Below are 22,231 nucleotides of genomic sequence, written 5' to 3' on the forward strand. Positions count from 1 at the left end.
AATGTCAGTGGTGCGGCCGAGAAGACTCGAACTTCCACGGGGTTGCCCCCACAAGCACCTCAAGCTTGCGCGTCTACCATTCCGCCACGGCCGCCCCGTGACAAACGATCCTGCTTGGTGCATGACCGTCCGGTGTGGGAGGGGCTATAGCCGATGACAGATACGAGGGCAATGACCCGAGATGAGATTTATGAAGAAATTTTGTGGACGTCCTCTGCGGGACTGATGCCCTACCCCGATGCTCTGGCGTTCATGGAGGAGCGCGCACGGGCGATTCATCAAGGAACCGCCGCGCCTCTGGTCTGGCTCGTCGAGCATCCGCCCGTTTTTACAGCCGGAACATCGGCCAAGGATGCCGATCTCTATAATCCTCACGGATATCCGACCTATGACGCGGGGCGCGGAGGGCAATGGACCTATCATGGGCCGGGACAAAGGCTGGGCTATGTAATGATGGATCTGACGAAGCCAAACGGCACCGTCCCTCCCCGCGATCTGCGGGCCTTCGTGGCGGGTCTGGAGGGTTGGATGATCGATGCCCTCGCCCGGCTTGGGGTCACGGCCTTCACCCGTGAGGGACGGATCGGCGTCTGGACGGTTGATCCGCTGAGCGGACTTGAAGCGAAGATCGGCGCTTTGGGCATCCGCGTCAGCCGCTGGGTGAGCTGGCATGGTGTGTCGATCAATGTGAGCCCCGATCTGAACGATTTTGACGGGATCGTCCCCTGCGGCATCCGCGAATTCGGCGTCACCAGCCTTCAGCGATTCGACAGCAGCCTGACGATGAAAGATCTGGATGACGCGCTGGCCGCCGCCTGGCCCGTCCGCTTCGGCTCTATCCCGCAGGAGGCGTGAACACAGACGGGACGATCACCACACCCTGTTTCACATCCGACAGCAGAACGCCGAAATGATGCTGTCGGGCATCCACGCCCTGCAATCCGATCAGGCTCAGCTGGCCGTTCACGTCCGAAAACTGGAGCGTGAGCAGGCCCTGTGAGGGGTTATCGGCCTGGGCTACGGAAATCTGAAGCGATCCGTTCCCATGTCGCACATCCGTGACCTGAATGTCGCCATCAAAGCGGATCGGGTGTTTCAGCAGCAGCCCAAGCGGATTATGTCGCAGCGACAGATGCGTAACAGCGCCTGTTCCTTGATCGTCCAACACAAGATGACCGTCTCCGGCCACGAGTTCCATCGGATGCGGCACGACATAATCCAGTCTCAGATGGCCCGGAATATACGAAAAGCGGCCGCCGCTTTCGCCTGCGTCCGGTCCATGCTGGATAAAAGCCGCCTGCAATCCCTGAATACCGTTCAGATACGCTTCGATGCGATGCACGTCATTCTGATCGGCTTTGGGAAGACGATCATATCCGCTGGTCGCGCAGCCTGAAAGCAGCAGAAGAGCGAAAAGAGCACGTCTCATGGGGTTTGTTCTCCATGCAGGACCAGCGACAGCGCATGAAGACCGGAGCGGAACTCTTCCGCCAGCAGGTCATTGACCAGCCGGTGCCGCGCCACCCGGTTCAGTCCGTCAAAACGCGCACTCGTGATGGCGATGTTGAAATGCGTTTCGCCTCCGCCGCCGAGGGCTTTGGCTCCGGCGTGATGGGCGTGTCGGGCGCTGTCATCCTGGATTTCGAGCTTTGTAGGGGCCAGTCCCTGCTGGAGGAGGGTCGCAATCCGTTCGCGTCGGCTGGAAGGGTGTGCAGTTGTTTCAGACATGATGAAAATCGTCCGGCTTGAGGAATGCCCGCTTGCATCGGGCGGCGGTGATTGCCCATATCAGACACCATGCAGCGCAAATCCACCAGACACCGGGCCTTCGATCCCGATCCTGACGCGCCGGAACAGGTCTGCGACCATCCGGGCTGCAACGAGCTTGCCGGCTATCGTGCGCCGCGCGGGCGTGATGCCCTGCGTTCATATTTCTGGTTCTGCCTTGAGCATGTCCGCGAATATAATGCCCGCTGGGACTTCTATCGCGGCATGACGCCGGGCCAGATCGAGGCGCATCTGCGGGCCGATGTTTCCTGGCAGCGCCCTTCGTGGAAGCTGGGAACCGGCACGGCGAACAAGGCGGAGTTCAACGAAGACGACGTCATCGATCCGCTCGATATTCTTGGTGCGACCCGTCACAGCCGGGCGGAGCGGGCCAAGGATGCGGCACGACAGCGCGCGTCCGCTCAGGCCGCCAGAATTCCCGAGCCTTTACGGCAGCCACTGGCCACGCTGGACCTGACATGGCCCGTGTCTTTCGAGGACGTGAAAAGCCGCTACCGTGCCCTCGCGCGCCAGCATCATCCTGATGCCAATATCGGCGATGCGACATCCGAGGAGCGTTTCAAGGCCATCGGCTCGGCCTATGCCACGCTCAAAGTCCATTTCACGCGTCAGGACGATTTCGTTTCCTGAATTTTTAGACTGGAAGAGAGAGCATCAAGGCTCCATCTTCTCCAGAACGCCCTGATCCAAGAGCCAGAGAAAGCCCCAGAGTCCCATGAGTGATTTCGCGACGATTGATACCCCGGAAGCCGTGACCACCGCTGAAAACTCCTCGGTTCCGACCAGCGTTCTCGGTGCGCCTGACCTCATGGTCTCCTCGGCAGAAATCTTCGGCATCCGCACGGACATGCAGGTTCCGGCGTATTCCGTGCGTACGGAACATGTCCCCGACATCGATCCGTCCTACAAGTTCGACGAGGACACGACCCGCGCAATTCTGGCCGGATTCGCTTTTAACCGTCGTGTCATGGTTCAGGGCTTTCACGGTACGGGAAAATCGTCCCACATCGAGCAGATCGCAGCACGCCTGAACTGGCCCTGCGTCCGCATCAATCTGGACAGTCACGTCTCGCGGATCGACCTGATCGGCAAGGACGCCATCGTACTCAAGGACGGCAAGCAGGTCACGGAATTCCGCGAAGGTCTGCTGCCCTGGTGTCTCCAGCATCCCTGCGCCCTGATCTTTGACGAGTATGACGCAGGTCGTCCGGACGTGATGTTCGTCATCCAGCGCGTGCTCGAAGCGGAAGGCCATCTGACGCTGCTGGACCAGAACCGCGTCATCCGTCCGAACCCTGCTTTCCGCCTGTTCGCCACCGCCAATACGGTCGGACTGGGCGATACGACGGGCCTGTATCATGGCACGCAGCAGATCAATCAGGGCCAGATGGACCGCTGGAACATCGTCGCCACCCTGAACTATCTGCCTCTGGAACAGGAAGTCAGCATCGTCACGTCAAAGCTGAAAATTCCGGCGGACAATCAGGAGGCCACGACGCTTGTTGAGCGTATGGTTGCACTGGCGAACCTCACGCGCGCCGGTTTCATGGCCGGGGATATTTCCACGGTCATGTCCCCCCGTGCGGTGATCGCTTGGGCCGAAAACAATCGTATTTTTAATGATGTGGCATTTTCTTTCCGCCTGACCTTCCTCAACAAATGTGACGAAGCCGAACGCGGAATCGTGGCGGAATACTACCAGCGCTGCTTCAACGCCTCGCCACTGGCCTGATCCCTTGTCCGCCCCCCAGACTTCTCCCACCGACGAAGACCGGCAGGAACGCTTTCGTCAGGCCACCATCGCCACCCTGCGCGCCATGGGTGGCGCGCCGGAACAGGGCGTGGATTTTCAGGGTGCCGTCAGCGGAAACCGCAAAACCGCGCCAGAAGCCGGAAATGTGGAGCTTCCCTATCTGTCGCGCCATATGCACGATTGGGAAATCCGCAAGATCCGGGGGGCCGCGGACGCTGCCGCTCTGCGTATGCGGTACCATGCGGACCGGAATACAAATGCTCCTGCTGAACCCGTAGCCCGGCAGGCTTTTGATGCGCTGGAGCAGGCGCGTTGCGAAGTCTATGGCTCCCGGCACATGGCGGGCGTCCGCGCCAATCTGGAGCAGAAACTCGCCCAGCATTGCGCCGAAATCGGCTGCAACCGCATGAAAACACGCGAGGACATGCCAGCCCCCGTAGCGCTGGATCTGCTCGCGCGTGAAGCTATGAGCGGCCATCCGATGCCGGTTCAGGCCGGACCTGCGTTTGATGAATGGCGCGCGGCCCTCACACCTGCGGCAAAGGCCGCTCTTGCCGACATGGCACGCACCCAGAGCGATCAGGCGGCCTTTGCGCGCGCGACGACGCGCTTCCTTGGGGCCTGCCAGCTTACTACTGTCCCCGATGAAGACGAAGAGCAGACCGCGCCGTCCGATCTGCCGTCCGATGAGGAAGAGACAACGGAAAGCGACGCTCCGGAAACCGAAGGGCAGGATCAGCAGGCTCCGGCTGCAACAGAAGAAGAAGACGGCTATCAGCCCGAAAGTGGCGAAACCGGCCTTTCGGGCGAAAGCGAAGCCACGGATTCCGCCGAAATGTCGGAAGATGGTACGGAGGAAGCTGCTGGCCCTTCGGATCAGCAGGCGGAAACGGGTCCGTCCGAAGCCCTCAATACCTACAAAGCCTACACCACGGATTTCGACGAGGAAGTGAACGCCTCCGATCTGTGCGATCCGGACGAACTGGACCGCCTGCGCCAGAAGCTCGATCAGCAGATGTCCCAGCTTCACGGTCTGGTCTCGCGCCTCGCGCACCGTCTGCAACGCCGCCTCATGGCGCAGCAGCAGCGTCGCTGGGAGTTCGAGCAGGAAGAAGGCATTCTTGATGCCGGACGCCTCTCGCGCGTCGTCACGAACCCCACCCTGCCGCTCTCTTGCAAGCACGAATGCGAGACCGAGTTCCGTGACACGGTCGTCACCCTCCTGATCGACAATTCGGGCTCCATGCGGGGTCGTCCCATCGGTACGGCGGCTATCTGCGGCGATATTCTGGCCCGGACGCTCGAACGCTGTGGTGTGAAGGTTGAGGTTCTCGGCTTCACCACGCGGCAATGGAAGGGTGGACAGAGCCGTGAACGCTGGCTCAAGAGCGGTCGCACAGCCCATCCGGGACGCCTGAACGATCTGCGCCACATTATTTACAAGGACGCAGACACGCCCCTGCGGCGGGCCCGTCGCAATCTGGGCCTGATGCTGCGTGACGGATTGCTGAAGGAAAATATCGACGGCGAAGCCCTGCTCTGGGCCTGGAAGCGCCTGCGTCGCCGGTCGGAGCATCGCCATATCCTGATGGTGATTTCGGATGGCGCGCCGGTTGATGACAGTACGTTTTCGGCCAATCCGCACAACTATCTGGAAGACCATCTGCGTCAGGTGATTGCGCGGATCGAAGCGGACCGGGGCACGGAGCTTCTGGCCATCGGGATTGGGCATGACGTGACGCGCTATTACCGCAACAGCGTCACCATCAGTTCCGCCGAAGATCTCGGCGGAACCATGATGGCCCAGCTCAGCGCTCTGTTCGCGCCTTCAACCGGTCGTCGCGCAGCGCGATAACGGCGTCCAGCATCCGGTCGGTATGGGCGGTTGTGGTTCGGTGATTGACGATCGCTGCCCGCACCGCCAGCCGACCGTTGATCCTTGTCGTGGACGGCGCGGCGATCCCGCTTTCATGCAGGTCCTGCACCAGTTCCGAGATTTCGGCATCTTCCAGACCGTCGAGACCGAAACAGACGATATTCAGCGTCACAGGCGCGAGCAGAACCAGTCCTTCGGTCCGTTCCACACGCCGCGCCAGATCGACTGCGACATCACAGCACGTCTCGACCATGCCTCCCATACGCTCGGACCCGTAATGGCCCAGCGTCATCCAGACCTTGAGGGCCCTGAACCCACGCGACAGATCCGGGCCGAAATCACAAAACCACGGGGCTCCTGCCGCGAGCCCACGCTCTTCACGCACGAGATAATCGAGGGACTGCGCGAAAGCTGCTGCATGCTTGCGGCTGTCACGCACCAGTACGCAGCCGGCGTCGTAAGGAACCTGCGCCCATTTATGAAAGTCGAACGCCAGACTGTCTGCTTTTTCGATGCCGGAAAGCTGTTTTTTGAACCGGGGCGAAAGACAGGCCAGTGCTCCGAAGGCTGCGTCCACATGAAACCAGAGCCCGGCCTCACGAGCGACAGCCTCGATTGCAACGAGATCATCAATCGCCCCGCAATCAACCGTACCCGCCGTACCCGCAACCATAAACGGCACAAAGCCCGCTTTCCGGTCCGCGGCGATCATATCGGACAAGGCCCCGACATCCATGCGATGATCGGCCAGAACCGGCACGCGCCGAAGTGCCTCGCTCCCAAGCCCGGCCAGATCAAACGCCCGGGGCAGGCATCCGTGCGCTGTTGTGGCGGCATAGCCGACAAGCCCGCGGCCGCCGATCCCATCCTTACGGATCGCAAGGTCTTGTGCGCGGCTCGCCGTAATGACGCTGATGAAATTGGCCATGGACGATCCCGTCACCAGACAACCTGAGCCATCCTGGGGCATTCCGACCATCTGCAGAGCCCAGCGGATTACTTCACGCTCGACTTCGATTGGCGCGTGATCGCGTCCACCACAATTGGCGTTCAGCCCTCCGGCCAGCATCTCGGCGAGCATGCCGACCGGCGTTCCTGCCCCATGCACCCATCCCATGAAACCGGGATGGGTGTTTCCCACAGCATAAGGCACGACAAGTTCCTGATAGCGGCCATACAGATCGTCGAGAGAATGTCCCTTTTCCGGCAGACCTTCCTTCAGGCTCTGTCGAGCAGCGGGCAGCATCGGTCGCCAGACGGGGCCTTCGCCCACATGTTCCATGCGGTCAAAGAGCTCATCCAGCATCCGATGCCCGATCTCACGGATGCCGTTCCAGTCCGTGGGGTCCAGTCCGGCCATGAAAATATCCCTTCACCTGAAATCCGTCAGGTGTCTGCGATACAGGGCCGCACACAGGATGTCACGTCAGAGAGAGGTTCAGAACAGCGCAGAATACAGGGAAGAACTGCTGTCTGAACTGTCGCCCGTAAAAAGGGAGAGAATGCTGGTTGTGGAACCGTTTCCCCCGTAGAGGGTCAGCATGCTTGCGGGAGTCGTGGTCTTGGTAGGGTGGATCTGCAACAGCGCCAGATACTGCTGGGCGAACTGCTGGATTCCTTTGGTCGTACTGAGCTTGGACAGATCGAGTTTGGAGCCGAGCAGACGGACCTGCTGATCGTAATCCAGTGCACCAAACTGCGTGGTATCAAACCCCGACACAACTTCCGCCACTTTCAAGAGCTTTGGATCAGCCATCACGTTTTCAAGCGTCATGTCCGTCTTGGCGGTGCGGGTGAAATAGAGCGCATCCCCCAGACCCGGCGTTTCCGTCTGCAAACTGTCTTCGTAGCTATTGGTCAGATAGCTCTGCGTGATGCTCTGAACCGTATCGGCAGAGGCCAACGGAGACGTTGACCAGTCAGAAAATGCTTTGGCAAACGCTTTCCATGACGAATTGCCGCTGGTCTGGGCAAGAGATTTGGCTGATGTGGGATCCTGCGTCATCAGTTTCGTCAGAACGGCCGTCTCGCCGATCGCCGAAGACATGCCATAAGCGCCCAGCACGACCTTGAGGGCCTTGTAGTTTTTCAGAAGCTGCTGCGGGGTCTTGATCGAAGACGCATCGCTCTTGAACGCTGCAACCGCCTGCTGGGTGGAAACGCTTGTTTTTTCCCACTTGTTTGCCGAAGATTCTTCATCCTTGATGATGGAGACATACTGCGGAATGGCGGGCATGGCAGAAATAGAAGACGACACGCGCATTTCTCCGAAAGAGGAGGAGGTGCCATTATTTTACCGCTTCATTCCCTAATACGGTCTTAACGCTTCTTCTCTCTCCATAGTCCGGAACCCTCTCATGTCCCTGCGCCTTACTCTACTCGCCGCGACTGCCGCACTCCTGACACCCATCGTGGCCAGCGCGAACACACCAGCCAGTCTTCCCGCCTCATGTATGACTTATGAACTGGGCGGCCCCCAGACCACCGCACACGGCCTGACGGCGAAGACCCTGCATGCAGCGCTGACAGGAACGGACATCACGCTCGACATTCATGGCGTGACGCTCTCCGATTCTTCCGGTCACGTCGAGACCGCAACTCTGGAGCGTTTCAATGCTGTTGCCGCCTATGCCGCTCTCAGCGCCTTTCGCGGCGGCATCAGTCCCGCCTGCAAGGACCAGAGCCTGACGATCAACAGCAGCGACATCCGTGGCGGCACTCCCCAGGCCACATGGACGAATGTAACGCTGGCTCGCCCCGGTCATGATATGACGATCCGCAAAGCGTCGATCCAGGCGGTTCAGACGACGCCGGATCTGCGCCTGAAGGTTGAGGGCAGCGGCATCCACGACACCAAGCAGCCACTCATGCCCACGCAGCTTTCGGCGGATCTGACGGTTCAGGGCCTCGACACAGCCCGCCAGCAGATCACGATCAACGCCCTGCATGCCGTTACGGGTAGCAGCGCCATCGACGGCAAGGGCACCATCGACCCCGGCCCCACCGCATCCACGTCAGCGGCGGACCTGCATATCGGTGTGACGAACGTCGATACTCTGATCGGACAGATCCGTGATACGGCCCCCAAGAAGGTCGTAGCCGCACTCACGATTGCCCGACTGATGGGTCGTCAGAGCGGCGATGCGACCCTGTGGGATGTCGGGCTGAGCGGCGGCGTCGTGACCGTCAACCGCATTCCGCTGCCGTTCTCAGTCCCCTGATGTCTCGACTTCGAGCTTGCGGATCATTTTGCATAGGACGCTCGTGACCTTCTTGGCATAGCCAATACGGGTCGCATTCGTCATTTCGCGGATGACCGCAAGCTTGTGGTCGGGCCGGATTTTTACGCCCGATTCCTTCTTGCGTGCCACCCAGTCGATCAGCGCAGCAGGGTTGCCGAACCGGTTGCGGCGGAACTGGATCACCATGCCCTTCGGCCCGGTTTCCAGACGTTCCACCCCGGCCTCGCGACACAGACGCTTGATCAGAACCACATCCAACAGATTGCCGACTTCCGGCGGAAGTGACCCAAAGCGATCCACCAGTTCCGCGCGCATCGCCTCGACTTCGGCCTCGTTCGTCAGAGACGCAATCCGGCGATACAGCCCCAGACGCACCGGCAGGTCCGGCACATAGGTTTCGGGGATCAGCACCGGCAGACCCAGAATGATGGTCGGGGTCCAGCTATCGTCTTCCTCCAGGCGTTTGCCGCGTTCGCGACGCATGTCGATTACGGCGTCTTCCAGCATCTGCTGATAGAGTTCGATCCCGACTTCCTTAATATGCCCGGACTGCTCATCCCCCAGCAGGTTACCAGCGCCTCGCAGATCCAGATCGTGGGACGCCAGCGTGAACCCGGCCCCGAGCGAATCCAGCGTCTGCATGATCTCAAGCCGCTTTTCCGACGATGCCGAGAGCGGGCGCGTCTGCGGCCAGGTCAGATAGGCATAGCCCCGCTGCTTGCCACGCCCCACGCGCCCGCGAAGCTGATAAAGCTGCCCCAGACCGAACATATCCGCACGGTGGATGATGATCGTATTCACGCTGGGCATATCCAGCCCGCTTTCCACGATATTGGTGGAGAGGAGGATGTCGTATTTCCCGTCCGCGAACTCCGTCATGACACGTTCGAGTTCGGTCGGCGTCAGGCGGCCATGCGCCTGTACGGTTTTGGCGTCCGGCACGATTTCAGCCAAACGCTCGGCCATCCTGTCCATATCCGCCAGACGTGGCACGACACAGAAGACCTGGCCACCACGGAAGCGTTCACGCTGGATGGCTTCACGGATCATGACGCTATCGAAGGGTGTGATGAACGTGCGGACCGCCAGACGGTCCGTCGGCGGCGTTGCGATCAGGCTCATTTCGCGGACGCCCGACAGCGACAGCTGAAGCGTTCTGGGCAGCGGCGTGGCGGAGAGCGTCAGGACATGCACGTCTTCGCGCAGCGCTTTGAGGCGTTCCTTGTGAGAGACGCCGAAATGCTGTTCTTCATCGATGATCAGCAGGCCCAGACGCTCGAATGCCACGCTCTTGGCCAGCAGCGCATGGGTGCCGACGACGATATCCACCGTGCCGTTCGCCATGCCCTCGCGGACCTTCGTAGCTTCCTTGGGCGTTACGAGACGCGAAAGCTGCACCACATTGACCGGAAAGCCCTCAAAACGTGCCGTGAAGCTGCGGAAATGCTGACGGGCGAGCAGCGTCGTCGGCACCACGACCGCGACTTGCATTCCCGAAAGTGCGGCCACGAACGCGGCCCGCAGGGCGACTTCCGTCTTGCCGAAACCCACATCGCCACAGACCAGCCGATCCATCGGGCGCCCGGCGCTCATGTCTTCGAGCACATCCGCAATCGCGCGGGACTGATCTTCCGTCTCCACGAACGGAAAGCGCGCGCAAAACTCGTCCCACAACCCTTCGGCGGGTGCGAGCATTGGCGCATCTTTCATGGCGCGTGCCGCTGCCGTCTTGATCAGCTCGCCCGCCATGACGCGAATGCGAGACTTCATTTTGGCCTTGCGGGCCTGCCAGGCCGTCCCGCTTAGTTTGTCGAGCTGAACCCCGGCCTGCTCAGAACCAAAACGGCTCAGAAGTTCGATATTCTCGACAGGCAGAAGAAGCCTCTGCTCCCCATCATACAGGATCGACAGATAGTCATGCGCGACCCGCCCTTCCACGACCGTTTCAAGCCCGACATACCGCCCGATCCCGTAATCGGAATGAACGACCAGATCGCCTTCCGCGATCTCGCCGACCTGCGAGATGAACTGCTCTCCACGCTTGCGGCGGCGCGGCGGACGCGAGATCCGCTCGCCCAGCAGGTCCTGTTCAGAGACGAAACACAGACGGTCCGAGACAAACCCGCGCTCCAGACCCAGCGTCAGCAGACCTGTCGTACCTTTCGGCATTCCCGCTGCATCGGGCCAGTCTTCATACGCCGCCGCCGTGACGCCATGCTCAGCCAAAAGATGCGAAATCCGCTCCCGTGAGCCCCGGCTCCAGGCCGTGACGTATGTGCGCCGTCCGGCCTCCGCCCAGGTTTTCACCTGCTGGCCGAAAGCCTCGAACATCCCTGCCCGCGTTCCATCCTTGGCACGCGCAAACAGCGGGCCGGGCCGATAGCCCGCATCCACGCCATGAGCCGTATCAGGCATGGCGAACGCATTGAGAATGACGGACGGCACATCCGCCAGCATCGATTCCCAGCCGTGTGTATCCAGATAGAGCCGGTGCGGCGGCAGCGGACGGTACGGGATTTCGCCTTCGCGCGTCGGAACGCGCCGGGCCTGATAGTGATCGGCGATCATATCCAGCCGCGCCTTGAGGATCTCCGGTGCGTGCTGGTCGAAACTGACGGCGCCGCCAGGTAGATAGTCCAGCAGTGTTTCCATCTGGTGTCCGTCACCGTCATGGAACAGCGGCAGATAATGTTCCAGGCCCGGATAGCGACGCCCATCAGAGACGTTCTCGTAAATCGTATCCGAAGTCGCGGCGGGACCAAACAGATCGCGCCAGCCGGTACGGAAACGGCTGATGCTGTCAGGACCCAGCGAGAATTCGGACACAGGGCGCAGTTCGAAACGCTTCAGGGTCTCGGTGGAACGCTGCGTTCCCACGTCGAACGCACGGATGTTCTCGACTTCGTCCCCGAACAGATCGAGCCGGATCGGATCACTTTCACCCGCCGGGAACAGATCGAAGATCCCACCTCGCGTCGCGAATTCGCCCGCCTCCATGACTGTATCGGTCCGGGTGTAGCCATTGGCCACCAGCAGTTCGATCAGCATCGCCTGATCGAGGCTCTCGCCCGTCTTCACGCTGATGGACTGCCCCCGGAACGCCGAGCGCGGAGGCACACGCTGGATCAGGCTGTGCACGGTCGTCAGGACAATGCGGCGTGCCTTTGTGGGCTCCAGCAGACGGCACAGCGTCCCGGCCCGTTCGGCGATCAGAACCGGATTGGGCGAGACGCGGTCATAGGGCAGACAGTCCCAGGCCGGCAGGCGCAGAACTTCGACTTCAGGCATGAGCCACGCCAGCATGTCGGCCAGCGCGGCCACTGCGGCGTCATCGCGCGCAACATGCAGCAGTGGTCCGTCATGCTCGGCAAGGCGCTGACGGAGAAGAAAAGCCACACTGCCATCGGGCACGCCCCAGACGGTCGGTCCGAAAGACCGGTCGAAGGACGTTGTGGACATTTCACGGGTCATGGTTTCGTTTTGTTCCATCCTGCTCATGCCCTATACCTTCCGTTCCATCGCCTGTCAGCCCGAGGAGCACGGGAAGCGCCCGTTGTCACGATGCCGTCCGAACAGTTCCCGTCCCCTGCCGATCCCAACTCTGAGACAGAGCATGCGCTCGCCCCACTTTTTGCGCCGCTGACGAGCCTGCCCGGAATTGGGCCAAGGCATGCCAGCCTGCTGGAAAAGATCGCCGGCGGCCGAAAGGTGCTGGACCTGCTGTTCACCCTGCCCGAACGGGTGGTTGACCGGCGCATTCTGCGCACAGTTGCGGACGGACACAATCTCGCCCCCGGCGAAATCCTGACGGCGCATGTCCGTGTCGTTGCCCTGCGCAAAGCCGGACGTCCGGGACAGCCCTCGATCATCCGTACCGAAGACGATACCGGAGCGCTGGATCTGGTCTTCTTCCATACGCGGAACATGCCCACCCCGACCGCGGGCGCCGAACTGCTGGTATCTGGCAAAACCGGCAGCTTTCAGGGCGAGCTGACAATGCCGCAGCCCGATCATGTCGTGAGCTGGGCCAAACGCGACAGCTTCCCCTCGCTCGAACCCGTCTGGCCTCTCACCGCCGGGCTTTTACCCTATACGGTCCGCAAGGCCATGCGCGCTGCTCTGGCCCTCCTGCCCGATCTGCCGGAATGGCTGGACCCTGCCCTCGTTACCCAGCGGAAATGGCCGTCCTTCACGCAGGCTCTGCGCCTGATGCAATCGCCGGAGATCATCCCGCCGGACGTTGCGTGGGAGCCGGTTCGCAACCGCGCCCTGTCCCGCCTTGCGGCTGATGAACTGCTGGCCGATCAGCTCTGCTTCGGGCTCGCGCGTCTCAAAGCCCGCGAGCGGCACGGGCGCAGCTTCCCCGGCACTGGCGCGCTTCAGGAGGAAATGCTCCGGCGTTTCGGGCACAAGCCCACCCACGCCCAGACGATGGCGATTGCCGAAATCGCCGCCGATCTTTCAGCCTCCAGCCCCATGATGCGTCTGCTTCAGGGCGATGTCGGCGCGGGCAAGACTTTCGTCGCGATGAATGCGATGCTTCAGGTCGTGGAATCCGGCGCTCAGGCTGCGCTCATGGCGCCGACCGAAATCCTCGCCCGCCAGCATTTCGAAACACTCTCCCGCCTCTGCCCGACGGAATGCGCCTATCTGAGCGGTACGATCAAAGGCGTGGTCCGGCGCAAGGTGCTCGCGGCCATCGCGGACGGCACGGCAAAAATCGTCATCGGGACGCATGCCCTGTTTCAGGACGGCGTGACCTTCCACGATCTCGGCCTCGCCGTCATTGACGAACAACACCGATTCGGTGTCCGTCAGCGCATGAACCTGAGCGCCAAGGGTGACGCGACGGACATTCTCGTCATGACCGCAACGCCTATTCCCCGGACGCTCCAGCTTATGGAATGGGGTGAGATGAGCGTCAGCCGTCTGGATTCGAAGCCCCCCGGCCGCCAGCCGATCCGCACGACTCTGCACAGCATGGACTCGCTCGACAGCGTCCTTGCGGGCATCAGTCGGGCGATACGCGACGGTGTGCAGGTCTTCTGGGTCTGCCCGCTCATTGAAAACAGCGAAACACAGGCGGCGGCTGCCGCGGAGGAGCGCTGGGCTTCGCTGGAGCAACGGTTTGAGGGGCTTGTCGGTCTCGCACACGGCAAACAGGACATTACCGTTCGTCAGGAGGCGCTGGATACGTTCCGTCTCGGCAAAACACGGCTTCTTGTCGCCACAACCGTCATCGAAGTCGGCGTGGACATCCCCAATGCGTCCGTCATGGTGATCGAACAGGCCGAACGCTTCGGCCTTGCCCAGCTTCATCAATTGCGTGGCCGCGTGGGACGCGGTTCAAAACAGTCCTTCTGCCTCCTGCTCCATGACCGGACCGCTACTCCCACTGCAGTCCGGCGTCTGAGCCTTCTACGCGACACCAATGACGGTTTTCTGATCGCTGACGAAGACTATCGGATCCGGGGTGGTGGAGACATTGCGGGGGACCGCCAGTCCGGTCTTCCCGGTTTCCGTCTGGCGCAGGGCGCCCGTCTTGCGCTGCTGCTGACGGCCATGCAGCAGGACAGCGAACGCGAAATCGTCCGCAACCCGCAACTCACTGGTGCGCGAGGCCATGCACTCAGAATTCTGCTCGAAATATTCGACCGCAACGACCCCGACAGACTTCTGATTTCCGGTTAGACAGAAAAATTCACACCGATATAATACTGTGAATTTATCAGTAATGCGTTCAACCGAATTTCATGGAGTCTACGAATGATGGGCAGTCCGGCCAGAGACGTTCAGGAAAAGACGCTCCACGAATACTCTGGCACCTCTCCGGACAGCCGATCCCTGCTCTTTCGTCTGCTTCTGGCCGCAACGGGCGCAACAGCGGTCGCATTTCTGGATATCCCGGAGAACGGAATACCATCCATTCTCCAGTCCGCAGGATCGCCCCCAGTCGCACTCTACAAGCTGGACGCTGGCGAGATCATTCTCGCAGCCGAGCAAAAACGAAACGGCAAAACCTTTTTTTCATGTCCGTTTTTCAAGGACTGGTCACTCATCGGGCTTCCGATTACGAACAGATCCTATGACAGTCACCGCAGCCAGTTTCTGATCGCCATTCGCCTGAACGGCAGCAGCTTCCTGCCGACGGCCGAAGATTCCCTGCAGGACGTGGCCAGGCAGCTTGCCTGTGAGGTTACGGAGAACGCTGGAAAATCCTCTCTTCCCGATCGTGAGGAGAGTCTTCTTGTCCTGCAGCAGTTCATCGAAAGAACGGGGAAACTGCCCCGCCGCGCCGTTTTCAGCCTCATTCATCTTAATCTCGATCACCTTTCCCTAATCAACGATCGATATGGATGGGACACGGCTGATCTTATTCTTGCGGAGATGATCCGGCGCCTGAAAGCCGTCCTGCCGGAAGGGGCTTTCCTCAGCTCGATCGGGGGAGGACATTTCATGGTCCTCACCCCGCCGGGGACAACAGCCGTCACGACCCGCACTCTGGTCAACGCCATCCTGCAGATTTCCAGCACTCCCGTTGACCTGGAGATGGGGGCTGTCCCTTTCTCCATCTCCGCGGGCTGGAGCGTCTATCCGCAGGATGCCGAAGATGCGAACCAGCTCATTCTTGCCGCACGCGCTGCCCTCACCGAAGCCAATCGGACCGGAGGGGGGCATGAACGCCGCGCAAACGCAGAACTCACCAACACCTATACCGTCACGTCCAATCTTGAGCAGGATCTTCTCAAAGCCGTCGAGGACGACGCACTTTTCCTTAAATGGATGCCCATCGTGGATACGGAATCCCAGAAGATCGTCGGACATGAGGCGCTGCTACGCTGGGCGCGCCCCGGACATGGCGAGGTCGCGCCGAACCTGTTCATCCATTACGCCGAAGAAGCAGGCATGATTGAAGCGCTCGACAGCTGGAGTCTGCGCAATGCCTGCCTGGCTGCATTGCACTGGCCTGCTCCCTTGAGGGTCTGCGTGAATGTCTCGCCTGTCTGGCTGGTCAACGAACGCCTGGCCCCCCTCATCGATTCAGTTCTGACCCAGACCGGCCTTCCGCCCGGCCGTTTGCAGATCGAGTTGTCCGAATGCCGACCATTCGGACCATCCGACATCGCTTTCCGTGAACTCTCCCGTGTTCGCGCATTGGGCGTGCGCCTCGCCATTGACGATTTCGGGGCAGGTTATTCTTCGCTGGAACGCCTGCGGACTTATCCGCTGGACCAGATCAAACTCGATCGGGCTTTTGTCCAGTATTTGGGCGAAGACATCCGCGCCGACGAAGTAATGTACGCCATTCTGTCGCTGGCACGATCTCTGAACATCACCTGCTGCGCAAAAGGTGTGGAAACCGAGCATCAGATGGCCCTTCTGGACGCCAATGGCTGCGAGGAAGTTCAAGGCTACCTTCTGGGCGCACCGGTCCGTGACAGTCACACCCCGCATCCTGCCCTGACATAAAAAAAGCCGCCTTCCTTTTCATGGAAGGCGGCCTTTTCAGATCAGCGGTCTAAATGGGTCAGAACTTCACGGACAGCTTGAGCGATCCATAGTTGAACAGGCCGGCCTTCTGAGTCTGGAACTGGGCTGTCTGCCAGTTCTGACTGTAAGACAGGCGCACACCATGCCACATCACCGCAACACCGGCATGAACCTCACCCACATCCCATATCTTGTTCACATGCGGCGCATTCGGGCGGACCGTGCTGCCCTGAAGCGTCACGTCATATCCCACGGCCTGACCTTCAACACCGCCATAGAAATACCAGGCGAAAGGACGAGTCGCGCGGAATGCATCCGTTCCGTCCAGCCCCGGTCCGATTGTCGCGTTGCCAAAATCGCTGTCGAGACCCTGACCAATACGGAACGTCGTCGCCACATCGGCATAGGTCCGGTAATCACCAGCAGCACCCGAGATCGCGGGCAGCACATCCGCGTGAATGCCATAGACATTCAGGACCGGCAGACGCCAAATCCGTCCCGCCTGAACCTGAAAGATCGGCTGATTCGCAAGCTGATGGCCCCAGCCCGTGCTCGGGGTGTCGCTGATAGCCTTGTGAAACCCGTTCTGGACCTGACGCCCGAGTCCTGCCGGGCCAAGCATGCCGAACTGGATTCCCGTAACAGTCCGGGAAAGATCGGTATCGTTGATGAGGTTGACCGTTCCGAGCAGCAGGCCCGCATAAGGACGATCACCCTGAGGCGGATTGTCGGCCTGCGTATCGCGGGGCGTATCAATGATCTGCTGTAAACCGATACTGATGCGCTGAACGCCTTCTCCCATCAGGATGCGGTTCAGCTTGGCAATCGGGCGCGGCAGATTATCGGTTCCGGACGTCCAGTTGATGCGCAGACCGGACGTATAATACTGATCCGACGTGCCTTTCAGCGTGGAGATTGCATCATTTTCACCCTGAATGGTCCATGTTCCATACGGGTCCTGCAACGGTGTTGCCATAGCAGAGGAAGACAGCGCCAGCACGGCAGTGGCTCCAATGGAAAAAGTCAGTCTGCTTCGCATGGGCACCTCTGTTACGTGCGGGATCCGGGACCGCAAAGTACTGGAAAACGTGTGTATGTCATTTCCACGACCGAAATCAAAGTGTCGACCGGACACTTCACAATCTTAAAATCAGCGCGAGTTATGTTTCAGCCTGACATTCCCTGTGGCAGAGAAGGAAAAAACCGTGCTACAGCTTATTGCAGGAGAAAAGCAGCATCGTTTTTTTCCAAATTTTTGAAATTACGTCACGACAGGGTCCGCCCTATCATGGCACCCCAGTCTCGGGATTAGACCGTTGAGAAACAACAGAACCGACCGCAGCAGCTTCAACTCACCTCGCCGCGGCGGGTTTGACGACACATACTCGTCCCAGCCGTCCTATGGCGACCGTGGTGGCTTTGGTGGTGGAAATGGTGGCGGTGGCGGCTACGGCGCACCCCGTCGCAGCAACAGCTTCGTCGCAGCTTCCGGCCCGGAAATCAGCTCCCGCGTGAAGTGGTTCAACACCGAAAAGGGTTTCGGTTTCGTTGAACTGTCCGATGGTTCGGGCGACATCTTCCTGCATGCCAACGCTCTCACCAATGCCGGTGTCAGCGCCGTGAACCCGGGTGCAACCGTCGTGGTCCGCATCGGCCAGGGCCCGAAGGGTCGTCAGGTCGCTGAAGTTCTCTCGGTTGACGAGAGCACGGCAGAAGCACCGCGCCCGCGCGCTGCTTTCGGCGATCAGCCCCGTTTCGGTGGCTCGGCTCGTCCGGGCCGTCCGGCTCCGGACCTGTCCCGCGCTGAAGATATGCGTGGCACGGTCAAGTGGTACAACGCCACGAAGGGCTTCGGCTTCATCACGCCGGAATCCGGTGGCAAGGACATTTTCGTCCATGCTTCCGCTCTCGAGCGCTCCGGCCTGCCGACGCTTGACGAAGGCCAGACGATCAACGTCAAGGTTGTTCAGGGCCAGAAGGGTCCGGAAGCTGCTGAAATCAGCGCTGACTGAATGACCCGGACTTCGGTCTGAGTAAAAAAACCGCTGCCAGCTTCTGCTGCAGCGGTTTTTTTTGTGCCCAAAATTGCGGGCGCTGTCTCAGGCCATAAAAAAGGCCGGATCTGATCCGGCCTTTGCGGGGTTCTTACCCGTAATCCTTACCACTACTGCGGACCAGCCTAGCCTTGTCCCGCTTCCAGTCCCGCTCGGCAATGGCGTGCCGTTTGTCTTCCTTGCGACGTCCCTGACCCAAACCCAGCGTCACTTTCGCCATTCCACGGTCATTAAAGTGAATATCAAGCGGCACCAAACTGGCACCCGCGCGACTGACCGAATCCAGAAAATGCACGATCTGCTTGCGATGCATCAGGAGTTTGCGTGGCGCCCGTGGCTCGAAACGCGAGAGCACACCGCCCTGATATTCCGGAATATAGGAATTGAAGAGCCAGATTTCGCCGTCACGTTCAGCCGCGTAGGCCTCCGTGATGGTCGCGCGTCCAAGACGAAGGCTTTTAACTTCCGGCCCCTTTAGAACAATCCCGGCTTCGGTCGTCTCCAGAATCGTGTAGTCAAACCGACCTTTGCGATTCTGGGCGGCAATGCCGTGAGAAATCATGCCGCTCTTGGTTTTCTTTCCCGCCATACCTGCACTCAGTCCAGAAGCTCAAGAGCACGCAGGGCTTCATCAACAGCCAGACGAGTCGCTTCCTGAGGCTCGACCAGCGGCAAACGCAGGGTTGCACCACACAGACCAAGCCGCGACATCGCGTATTTGACCGGCCCCGGATTGCTTTCCATGAACATCGCGTCATGCAGGGGGGTCAGATGGTCCTGAATGGCGATCGCATCTTCAATCCGCCCTTCCTGCCAGGCCAGATGCATGTCCGCGCACAGATGCGGCACAACATTCGACGTCACGCCGATACATCCGTCGCCTCCCGCAGCGAGGAACGACAGAACAGTATTGTCGTCACCAGAAAGCTGGTTGAAGGACTTGTCCACTGCCCGACGTACCGAGATCGGCCGTGCCATATTGGCCGTAGCGTCCTTTGTTCCGACGATATTGGGATGTTCTCCCAGACGCGCCATGGTCGCCACCGAAATGTCGACAACAGACCGGCCCGGAATGCAGTACAGGAAAATCGGCAGGGGCGTTGCATCTGCAATCGTCATGAAGTGGCGATACAGCCCTTCCTGCGACGGCTTGTTATAATATGGCACTACAACCAGCAGACTGTCCGCACCGACAGAATGAGCGTGTTTCGCCATCAGGACGGCTTCAGACGTGCTGTTTGAGCCAGCACCTGCCATGACGCGGACCCGACCATTCGCCGTCTCGACACAGTGCGCGACAACACGGCTATGTTCTTCGTGCGAAAGTGTGGGGCTTTCACCCGTCGTTCCGGCGGGGATCAGTGCCGTTGTACCAGCGTCGATCTGGCGTTCGATCAGCTTGGCCGAGACGTCGAAATCAATCCGCCCGTCCGTATGCATCGGGGTCACCAGAGCCGTCAGCGATCCCTGATACATGCTCGTGTCAGCCATTGTTCCGTCTTCTGTCATGGGTTCCTGTCCTGCCGTCACGCGGCGTGCCGTGAGAGGCTGCTTGGGTAAACACCCAGAATTCTGAGATCATCGCTGACCTGCTCCAGTTCTGCGAGCGCACTGGCCAGTGCCGCCTGTTCGGGATGTCCCTCGACATCCATCAGGAACTGCGTCGCCGTGAACGAGCCGTCCAGCATGTAACTTTCGATCCGCGTCATGTTGATACCATGCCGGGAAAATCCACCCAATGCCGCATAGAGCGCACCCGGACAGTTTCCGACCCGCATCAGGAGCGTCGTCAGAACATCTGTGCGTTCGGGTGAAGGAATGCAAGGCTTACGGGAGACACGATAAAAGCGCGTCGTGTTGTGAGAGGCGTCTTCCACATTGCTGCGTAGCACCGTCAGTCCGTTCAGATCGGCCGCAAGGGAGGAGGCAATGGCCGCGTCTTCTTTTCGTCCCCACTGCGCGACCATTTCAGCCGCGCCCGCCGTGTCGAACTGTACCACTGGCTCCACGCCAAGCTCGCTGACCAGCTTGCGAACCTGCCCCAGAGCAACCGGATGCGTGTGAATACGCCGGATATCTTCGATCGTCGCTCCCGGCACACCCAAAAGGCAATGCTCCACGCGCTGGAAATATTCCCCGACGATATGAAGCCCGGCGTCAGGCAGCAGCGAATGAATGTCCGGCACGCGCCCGGCGAGCGTGTTTTCGCAGGCCAACAGCGCCTCATCGGCCCGACCATCATGCACGGCGTCGATCGCATCGGCGAAGGTCGGGCAAGGCAGGGTTGTCCAGCCGGGGCGCGCCTGACGGCAGGCCAGATCGGAATAGGCACCCGGACGGCCCTGAAATGCAATGACCGGCATCAGACCAACCCTCTCACATGCTCAAGATCAGCAGGCGTATCCACCCCTTGAGGGGCATGGTCAATCCTTGCACAGCCGATCGTCATACCAGCCTGTAGCGCACGAAGCTGTTCAAGACTTTCCCGACGCTCCAGAGCAGACGGCGCAAGAGCCACAAAACGCTCCAGCGCGGTCCGGCGCCAGGCATAAACGCCCACATGATGCCAATGCGGCCCGTCACCCCATGGAATGGGCAGACGCGAAAAATACAGTGCCCGCGTCACATCCGCCCCGTCAAAATCACACGCAATCTTGACGACCTGCGTAGCATCGCGCTCGGCATCGCTCGTCACAGGAGCGGCCAGTGTTCCGATATCGATCGCCGGATCTTCAAGCGGTTTCAGAACAGCGGTCAGGCTGGAAGGCGCAATCAGGGGCAGATCGCCCTGAAGATTGATGACCACATCATGAGCGCCATTGGGGTCCACGTCCGCCAAAGCGGCATGAACACGGTCGGACCCACTTGCCAGATCCGAGTCGGTCAGCACGCCCCGTACACCGGATATCCCTTTGACGGCCTCCAGAATTTCTTCGTCTCCCGCCGCCACGACCACGGGCCCGAGCTGTGCGGCCAGAGCCTGACGGGCGACCCGGACGATCATGGGAACGCCACCAATATCAGCGAGGGGCTTGCGCGGCAGACGGGTCGAAGCAAGTCTGGAGGGAATGACGATGATCGGATGCATGGCTCCTCTGATGCCGCCCGCCACCACGGGCGTCAATCGCATGCAGCGCTTACAGGACGGGAATAGACACAAATCATGACTGAAAACGTGCTGCAAAGTGCCATTGATGCCGCAACAGCCTGCGCGGATATCGCCCGCAAGACCGTCCTGCCCTATTTCCGGACGTCCCTGCGCGCCGATGCGAAATCCGATGACAGCCCTGTCACCATCGCGGATCGTCAGGCGGAACAGGCCATGCGCGACATTCTCACACAGCGCCTGCCGGAACATGCCATTCTCGGGGAAGAAAGCGGCATGAGCGGCGCGAACGGAGACTGGCTGTGGGTTCTCGATCCCATTGATGGTACCCGCGCCTTCCTGACCGGCCGCCCCACCTTCGGCACGCTCATTTCCCTTTTTCATAAAGGTCGTCCTGTACTCGGGCTGATCGACCAGCCCGTGACCGGGGAACGCTGGATCGGTGTTTCGGGACGGCCCACACAATTTCTGTCCGAGCGCCTACCCGGCACGATCGGCACCCGTCCCTGCTCCAAAGCCGCCGAAGCAGAGCTGTCCTGCACCGCACCGGAGATCATGACCGCCGATCATGCGCCGCGCTTTGCCAATCTGCAGAAACATACCCGCCGCACTTCTTGGGGCGGAGACTGCTACGCTTACGGCCTCCTTGCGCTTGGTCAGATCGACGTCATTGCGGAATGCACCATGAATCCATGGGACTGGGGTGCGCTCGTTCCGGTTGTGGAAGGTGCTGGAGGCCGCATTACGGACTGGCAGGGGCAGAGACTGACGCTCGAAAGCGACGGCACTGTCCTGGCCTGCGGAGACACAACCCTGCTTCCCGAACTCGTGCGCCATCTTTCCTGAAACCCGCTGATCGGCTAGGGAGGGGGCCCCCGGCGGACGTGGCGGCAGACATCAGCCGGGGCCGGTCTGGTCACG

The 22,231-nt window shown here is 60.4% G+C and carries 19 protein-coding genes and 1 tRNA gene; 9 read left to right on the forward strand and 11 right to left on the reverse strand.

Annotated features, from left to right (window positions below; translation table 11 throughout):
* Window positions 1-8: 8 nt before the first annotated feature.
* Window positions 9-94 (reverse strand) — tRNA-Leu (locus JK208_RS04330).
* Window positions 95-153: 59 nt separating this feature from the next.
* Here JK208_RS04330 and lipB point away from each other — a divergent pair.
* Window positions 154-855: a lipoyl(octanoyl) transferase LipB gene (gene lipB, locus JK208_RS04335; protein WP_211574482.1), complete on the forward strand. Its 702-nt coding sequence runs from the start codon at window positions 154-156 to the stop codon at window positions 853-855.
* Here the strand turns inward: lipB and JK208_RS04340 are convergent.
* Together JK208_RS04340 and JK208_RS04345 are read right to left on the reverse strand one after the other, a co-directional pair.
* Window positions 836-1,429 (reverse strand): outer membrane lipoprotein carrier protein LolA, encoded by a 594-nt coding sequence (locus JK208_RS04340; protein WP_194262060.1) that lies wholly within the window; start codon window positions 1,427-1,429, stop codon window positions 836-838. The genes lipB and JK208_RS04340 overlap by 20 nt on opposite strands.
* Window positions 1,426-1,728, reverse strand: coding sequence for a BolA family transcriptional regulator (locus JK208_RS04345; RefSeq protein WP_194262061.1), 303 nt, complete (start codon window positions 1,726-1,728; stop codon window positions 1,426-1,428). The genes JK208_RS04340 and JK208_RS04345 overlap by 4 nt, the downstream gene beginning before the upstream one ends.
* 69 nt (window positions 1,729-1,797) lie before the next feature.
* Here JK208_RS04345 and JK208_RS04350 point away from each other — a divergent pair, with 69 nt between their 5' ends.
* From JK208_RS04350 to JK208_RS04360, 3 genes are all read left to right on the forward strand, one after another.
* Complete coding sequence (locus JK208_RS04350; RefSeq protein ID WP_211574483.1) at window positions 1,798-2,418, forward strand: J domain-containing protein; 621 nt, start codon at window positions 1,798-1,800, stop codon at window positions 2,416-2,418.
* An 85-nt stretch (window positions 2,419-2,503) separates the two neighbouring features.
* Window positions 2,504-3,520 (forward strand): cobaltochelatase subunit CobS, encoded by a 1,017-nt coding sequence (gene cobS / locus JK208_RS04355; protein ID WP_194262063.1) that lies wholly within the window; start codon window positions 2,504-2,506, stop codon window positions 3,518-3,520.
* Window positions 3,521-3,524: 4 nt separating this feature from the next.
* Window positions 3,525-5,396: a cobaltochelatase CobT-related protein gene (locus JK208_RS04360; protein ID WP_211574484.1), complete on the forward strand. Its 1,872-nt coding sequence runs from the start codon at window positions 3,525-3,527 to the stop codon at window positions 5,394-5,396.
* Here the strand turns inward: JK208_RS04360 and JK208_RS04365 are convergent.
* Both JK208_RS04365 and JK208_RS04370 read right to left on the reverse strand, forming a co-directional pair.
* On the reverse strand, window positions 5,350-6,777 hold the full coding sequence (locus JK208_RS04365; protein WP_211574485.1) for a pyridoxal-dependent decarboxylase: 1,428 nt from the start codon (window positions 6,775-6,777) through the stop codon (window positions 5,350-5,352). The genes JK208_RS04360 and JK208_RS04365 overlap by 47 nt on opposite strands.
* 78 nt (window positions 6,778-6,855) lie before the next feature.
* On the reverse strand, window positions 6,856-7,674 hold the full coding sequence (locus tag JK208_RS04370; protein WP_194267738.1) for a DUF1217 domain-containing protein: 819 nt from the start codon (window positions 7,672-7,674) through the stop codon (window positions 6,856-6,858).
* A gap of 100 nt (window positions 7,675-7,774) precedes the next feature.
* Between JK208_RS04370 and JK208_RS04375 the strand changes: the two genes are divergently transcribed.
* Window positions 7,775-8,638 carry a DUF2125 domain-containing protein gene (locus tag JK208_RS04375; protein ID WP_211574486.1) on the forward strand — a complete coding sequence of 288 codons (864 nt, stop codon included), beginning with the start codon at window positions 7,775-7,777 and terminating at the stop codon, window positions 8,636-8,638.
* On the opposite strand, the gene mfd is transcribed toward JK208_RS04375, so the two are convergent.
* The gene (gene mfd / locus JK208_RS04380) at window positions 8,627-12,148 is read right to left on the reverse strand and encodes a transcription-repair coupling factor (RefSeq protein ID WP_211574740.1); all 3,522 of its coding nucleotides are present in this window, start codon (window positions 12,146-12,148) and stop codon (window positions 8,627-8,629) included. The genes JK208_RS04375 and mfd overlap by 12 nt on opposite strands.
* A 72-nt stretch (window positions 12,149-12,220) precedes the next feature.
* Between mfd and recG the strand changes: the two genes are divergently transcribed.
* A complete protein-coding gene (gene recG / locus JK208_RS04385; protein WP_211574487.1) occupies window positions 12,221-14,350 on the forward strand; it encodes an ATP-dependent DNA helicase RecG in 2,130 nt (709 codons plus the stop codon).
* Window positions 14,351-14,425: 75 nt separating this feature from the next.
* On the forward strand, window positions 14,426-16,129 hold the full coding sequence (locus JK208_RS04390) for a bifunctional diguanylate cyclase/phosphodiesterase (protein WP_249201937.1): 1,704 nt from the start codon (window positions 14,426-14,428) through the stop codon (window positions 16,127-16,129).
* A 58-nt stretch (window positions 16,130-16,187) separates the two neighbouring features.
* Here JK208_RS04390 and JK208_RS04395 read toward each other — a convergent pair whose 3' ends face one another.
* Window positions 16,188-17,189 carry a lipid A deacylase LpxR family protein gene (locus JK208_RS04395; RefSeq protein WP_194262069.1) on the reverse strand — a complete coding sequence of 334 codons (1,002 nt, stop codon included), beginning with the start codon at window positions 17,187-17,189 and terminating at the stop codon, window positions 16,188-16,190.
* A gap of 277 nt (window positions 17,190-17,466) precedes the next feature.
* Between JK208_RS04395 and JK208_RS16055 the strand changes: the two genes are divergently transcribed.
* Window positions 17,467-18,162 carry a cold-shock protein gene (locus tag JK208_RS16055; protein WP_194262070.1) on the forward strand — a complete coding sequence of 232 codons (696 nt, stop codon included), beginning with the start codon at window positions 17,467-17,469 and terminating at the stop codon, window positions 18,160-18,162.
* Between the two features lie 133 nt (window positions 18,163-18,295).
* On the opposite strand, the gene smpB is transcribed toward JK208_RS16055, so the two are convergent.
* The 4 genes from smpB to JK208_RS04420 are packed head-to-tail and all read right to left on the reverse strand — an operon-like array spanning window position 18,296 to window position 21,292.
* Window positions 18,296-18,793, reverse strand: coding sequence for an SsrA-binding protein SmpB (gene smpB / locus JK208_RS04405; RefSeq protein ID WP_062031523.1), 498 nt, complete (start codon window positions 18,791-18,793; stop codon window positions 18,296-18,298).
* An 8-nt stretch (window positions 18,794-18,801) separates the two neighbouring features.
* Window positions 18,802-19,695 (reverse strand): 4-hydroxy-tetrahydrodipicolinate synthase, encoded by an 894-nt coding sequence (gene dapA / locus JK208_RS04410; RefSeq protein ID WP_194262209.1) that lies wholly within the window; start codon window positions 19,693-19,695, stop codon window positions 18,802-18,804.
* A gap of 35 nt (window positions 19,696-19,730) precedes the next feature.
* Complete coding sequence (locus tag JK208_RS04415; RefSeq protein ID WP_194267741.1) at window positions 19,731-20,567, reverse strand: prephenate dehydratase; 837 nt, start codon at window positions 20,565-20,567, stop codon at window positions 19,731-19,733.
* Window positions 20,567-21,292 (reverse strand): 3-deoxy-manno-octulosonate cytidylyltransferase, encoded by a 726-nt coding sequence (locus JK208_RS04420; RefSeq protein ID WP_211574744.1) that lies wholly within the window; start codon window positions 21,290-21,292, stop codon window positions 20,567-20,569. The genes JK208_RS04415 and JK208_RS04420 overlap by 1 nt, the downstream gene beginning before the upstream one ends.
* Before the next feature lie 75 nt (window positions 21,293-21,367).
* Here JK208_RS04420 and JK208_RS04425 point away from each other — a divergent pair, with 75 nt between their 5' ends.
* Window positions 21,368-22,156, forward strand: coding sequence for an inositol monophosphatase family protein (locus tag JK208_RS04425; protein ID WP_211574488.1), 789 nt, complete (start codon window positions 21,368-21,370; stop codon window positions 22,154-22,156).
* The last annotated feature ends 75 nt before the right edge of the window (window positions 22,157-22,231 follow it).

Source organism: Gluconobacter sp. Dm-74, from assembly GCF_018256135.1.
GTDB classification, from domain to species: domain Bacteria; phylum Pseudomonadota; class Alphaproteobacteria; order Acetobacterales; family Acetobacteraceae; genus Gluconobacter; species Gluconobacter cadivus.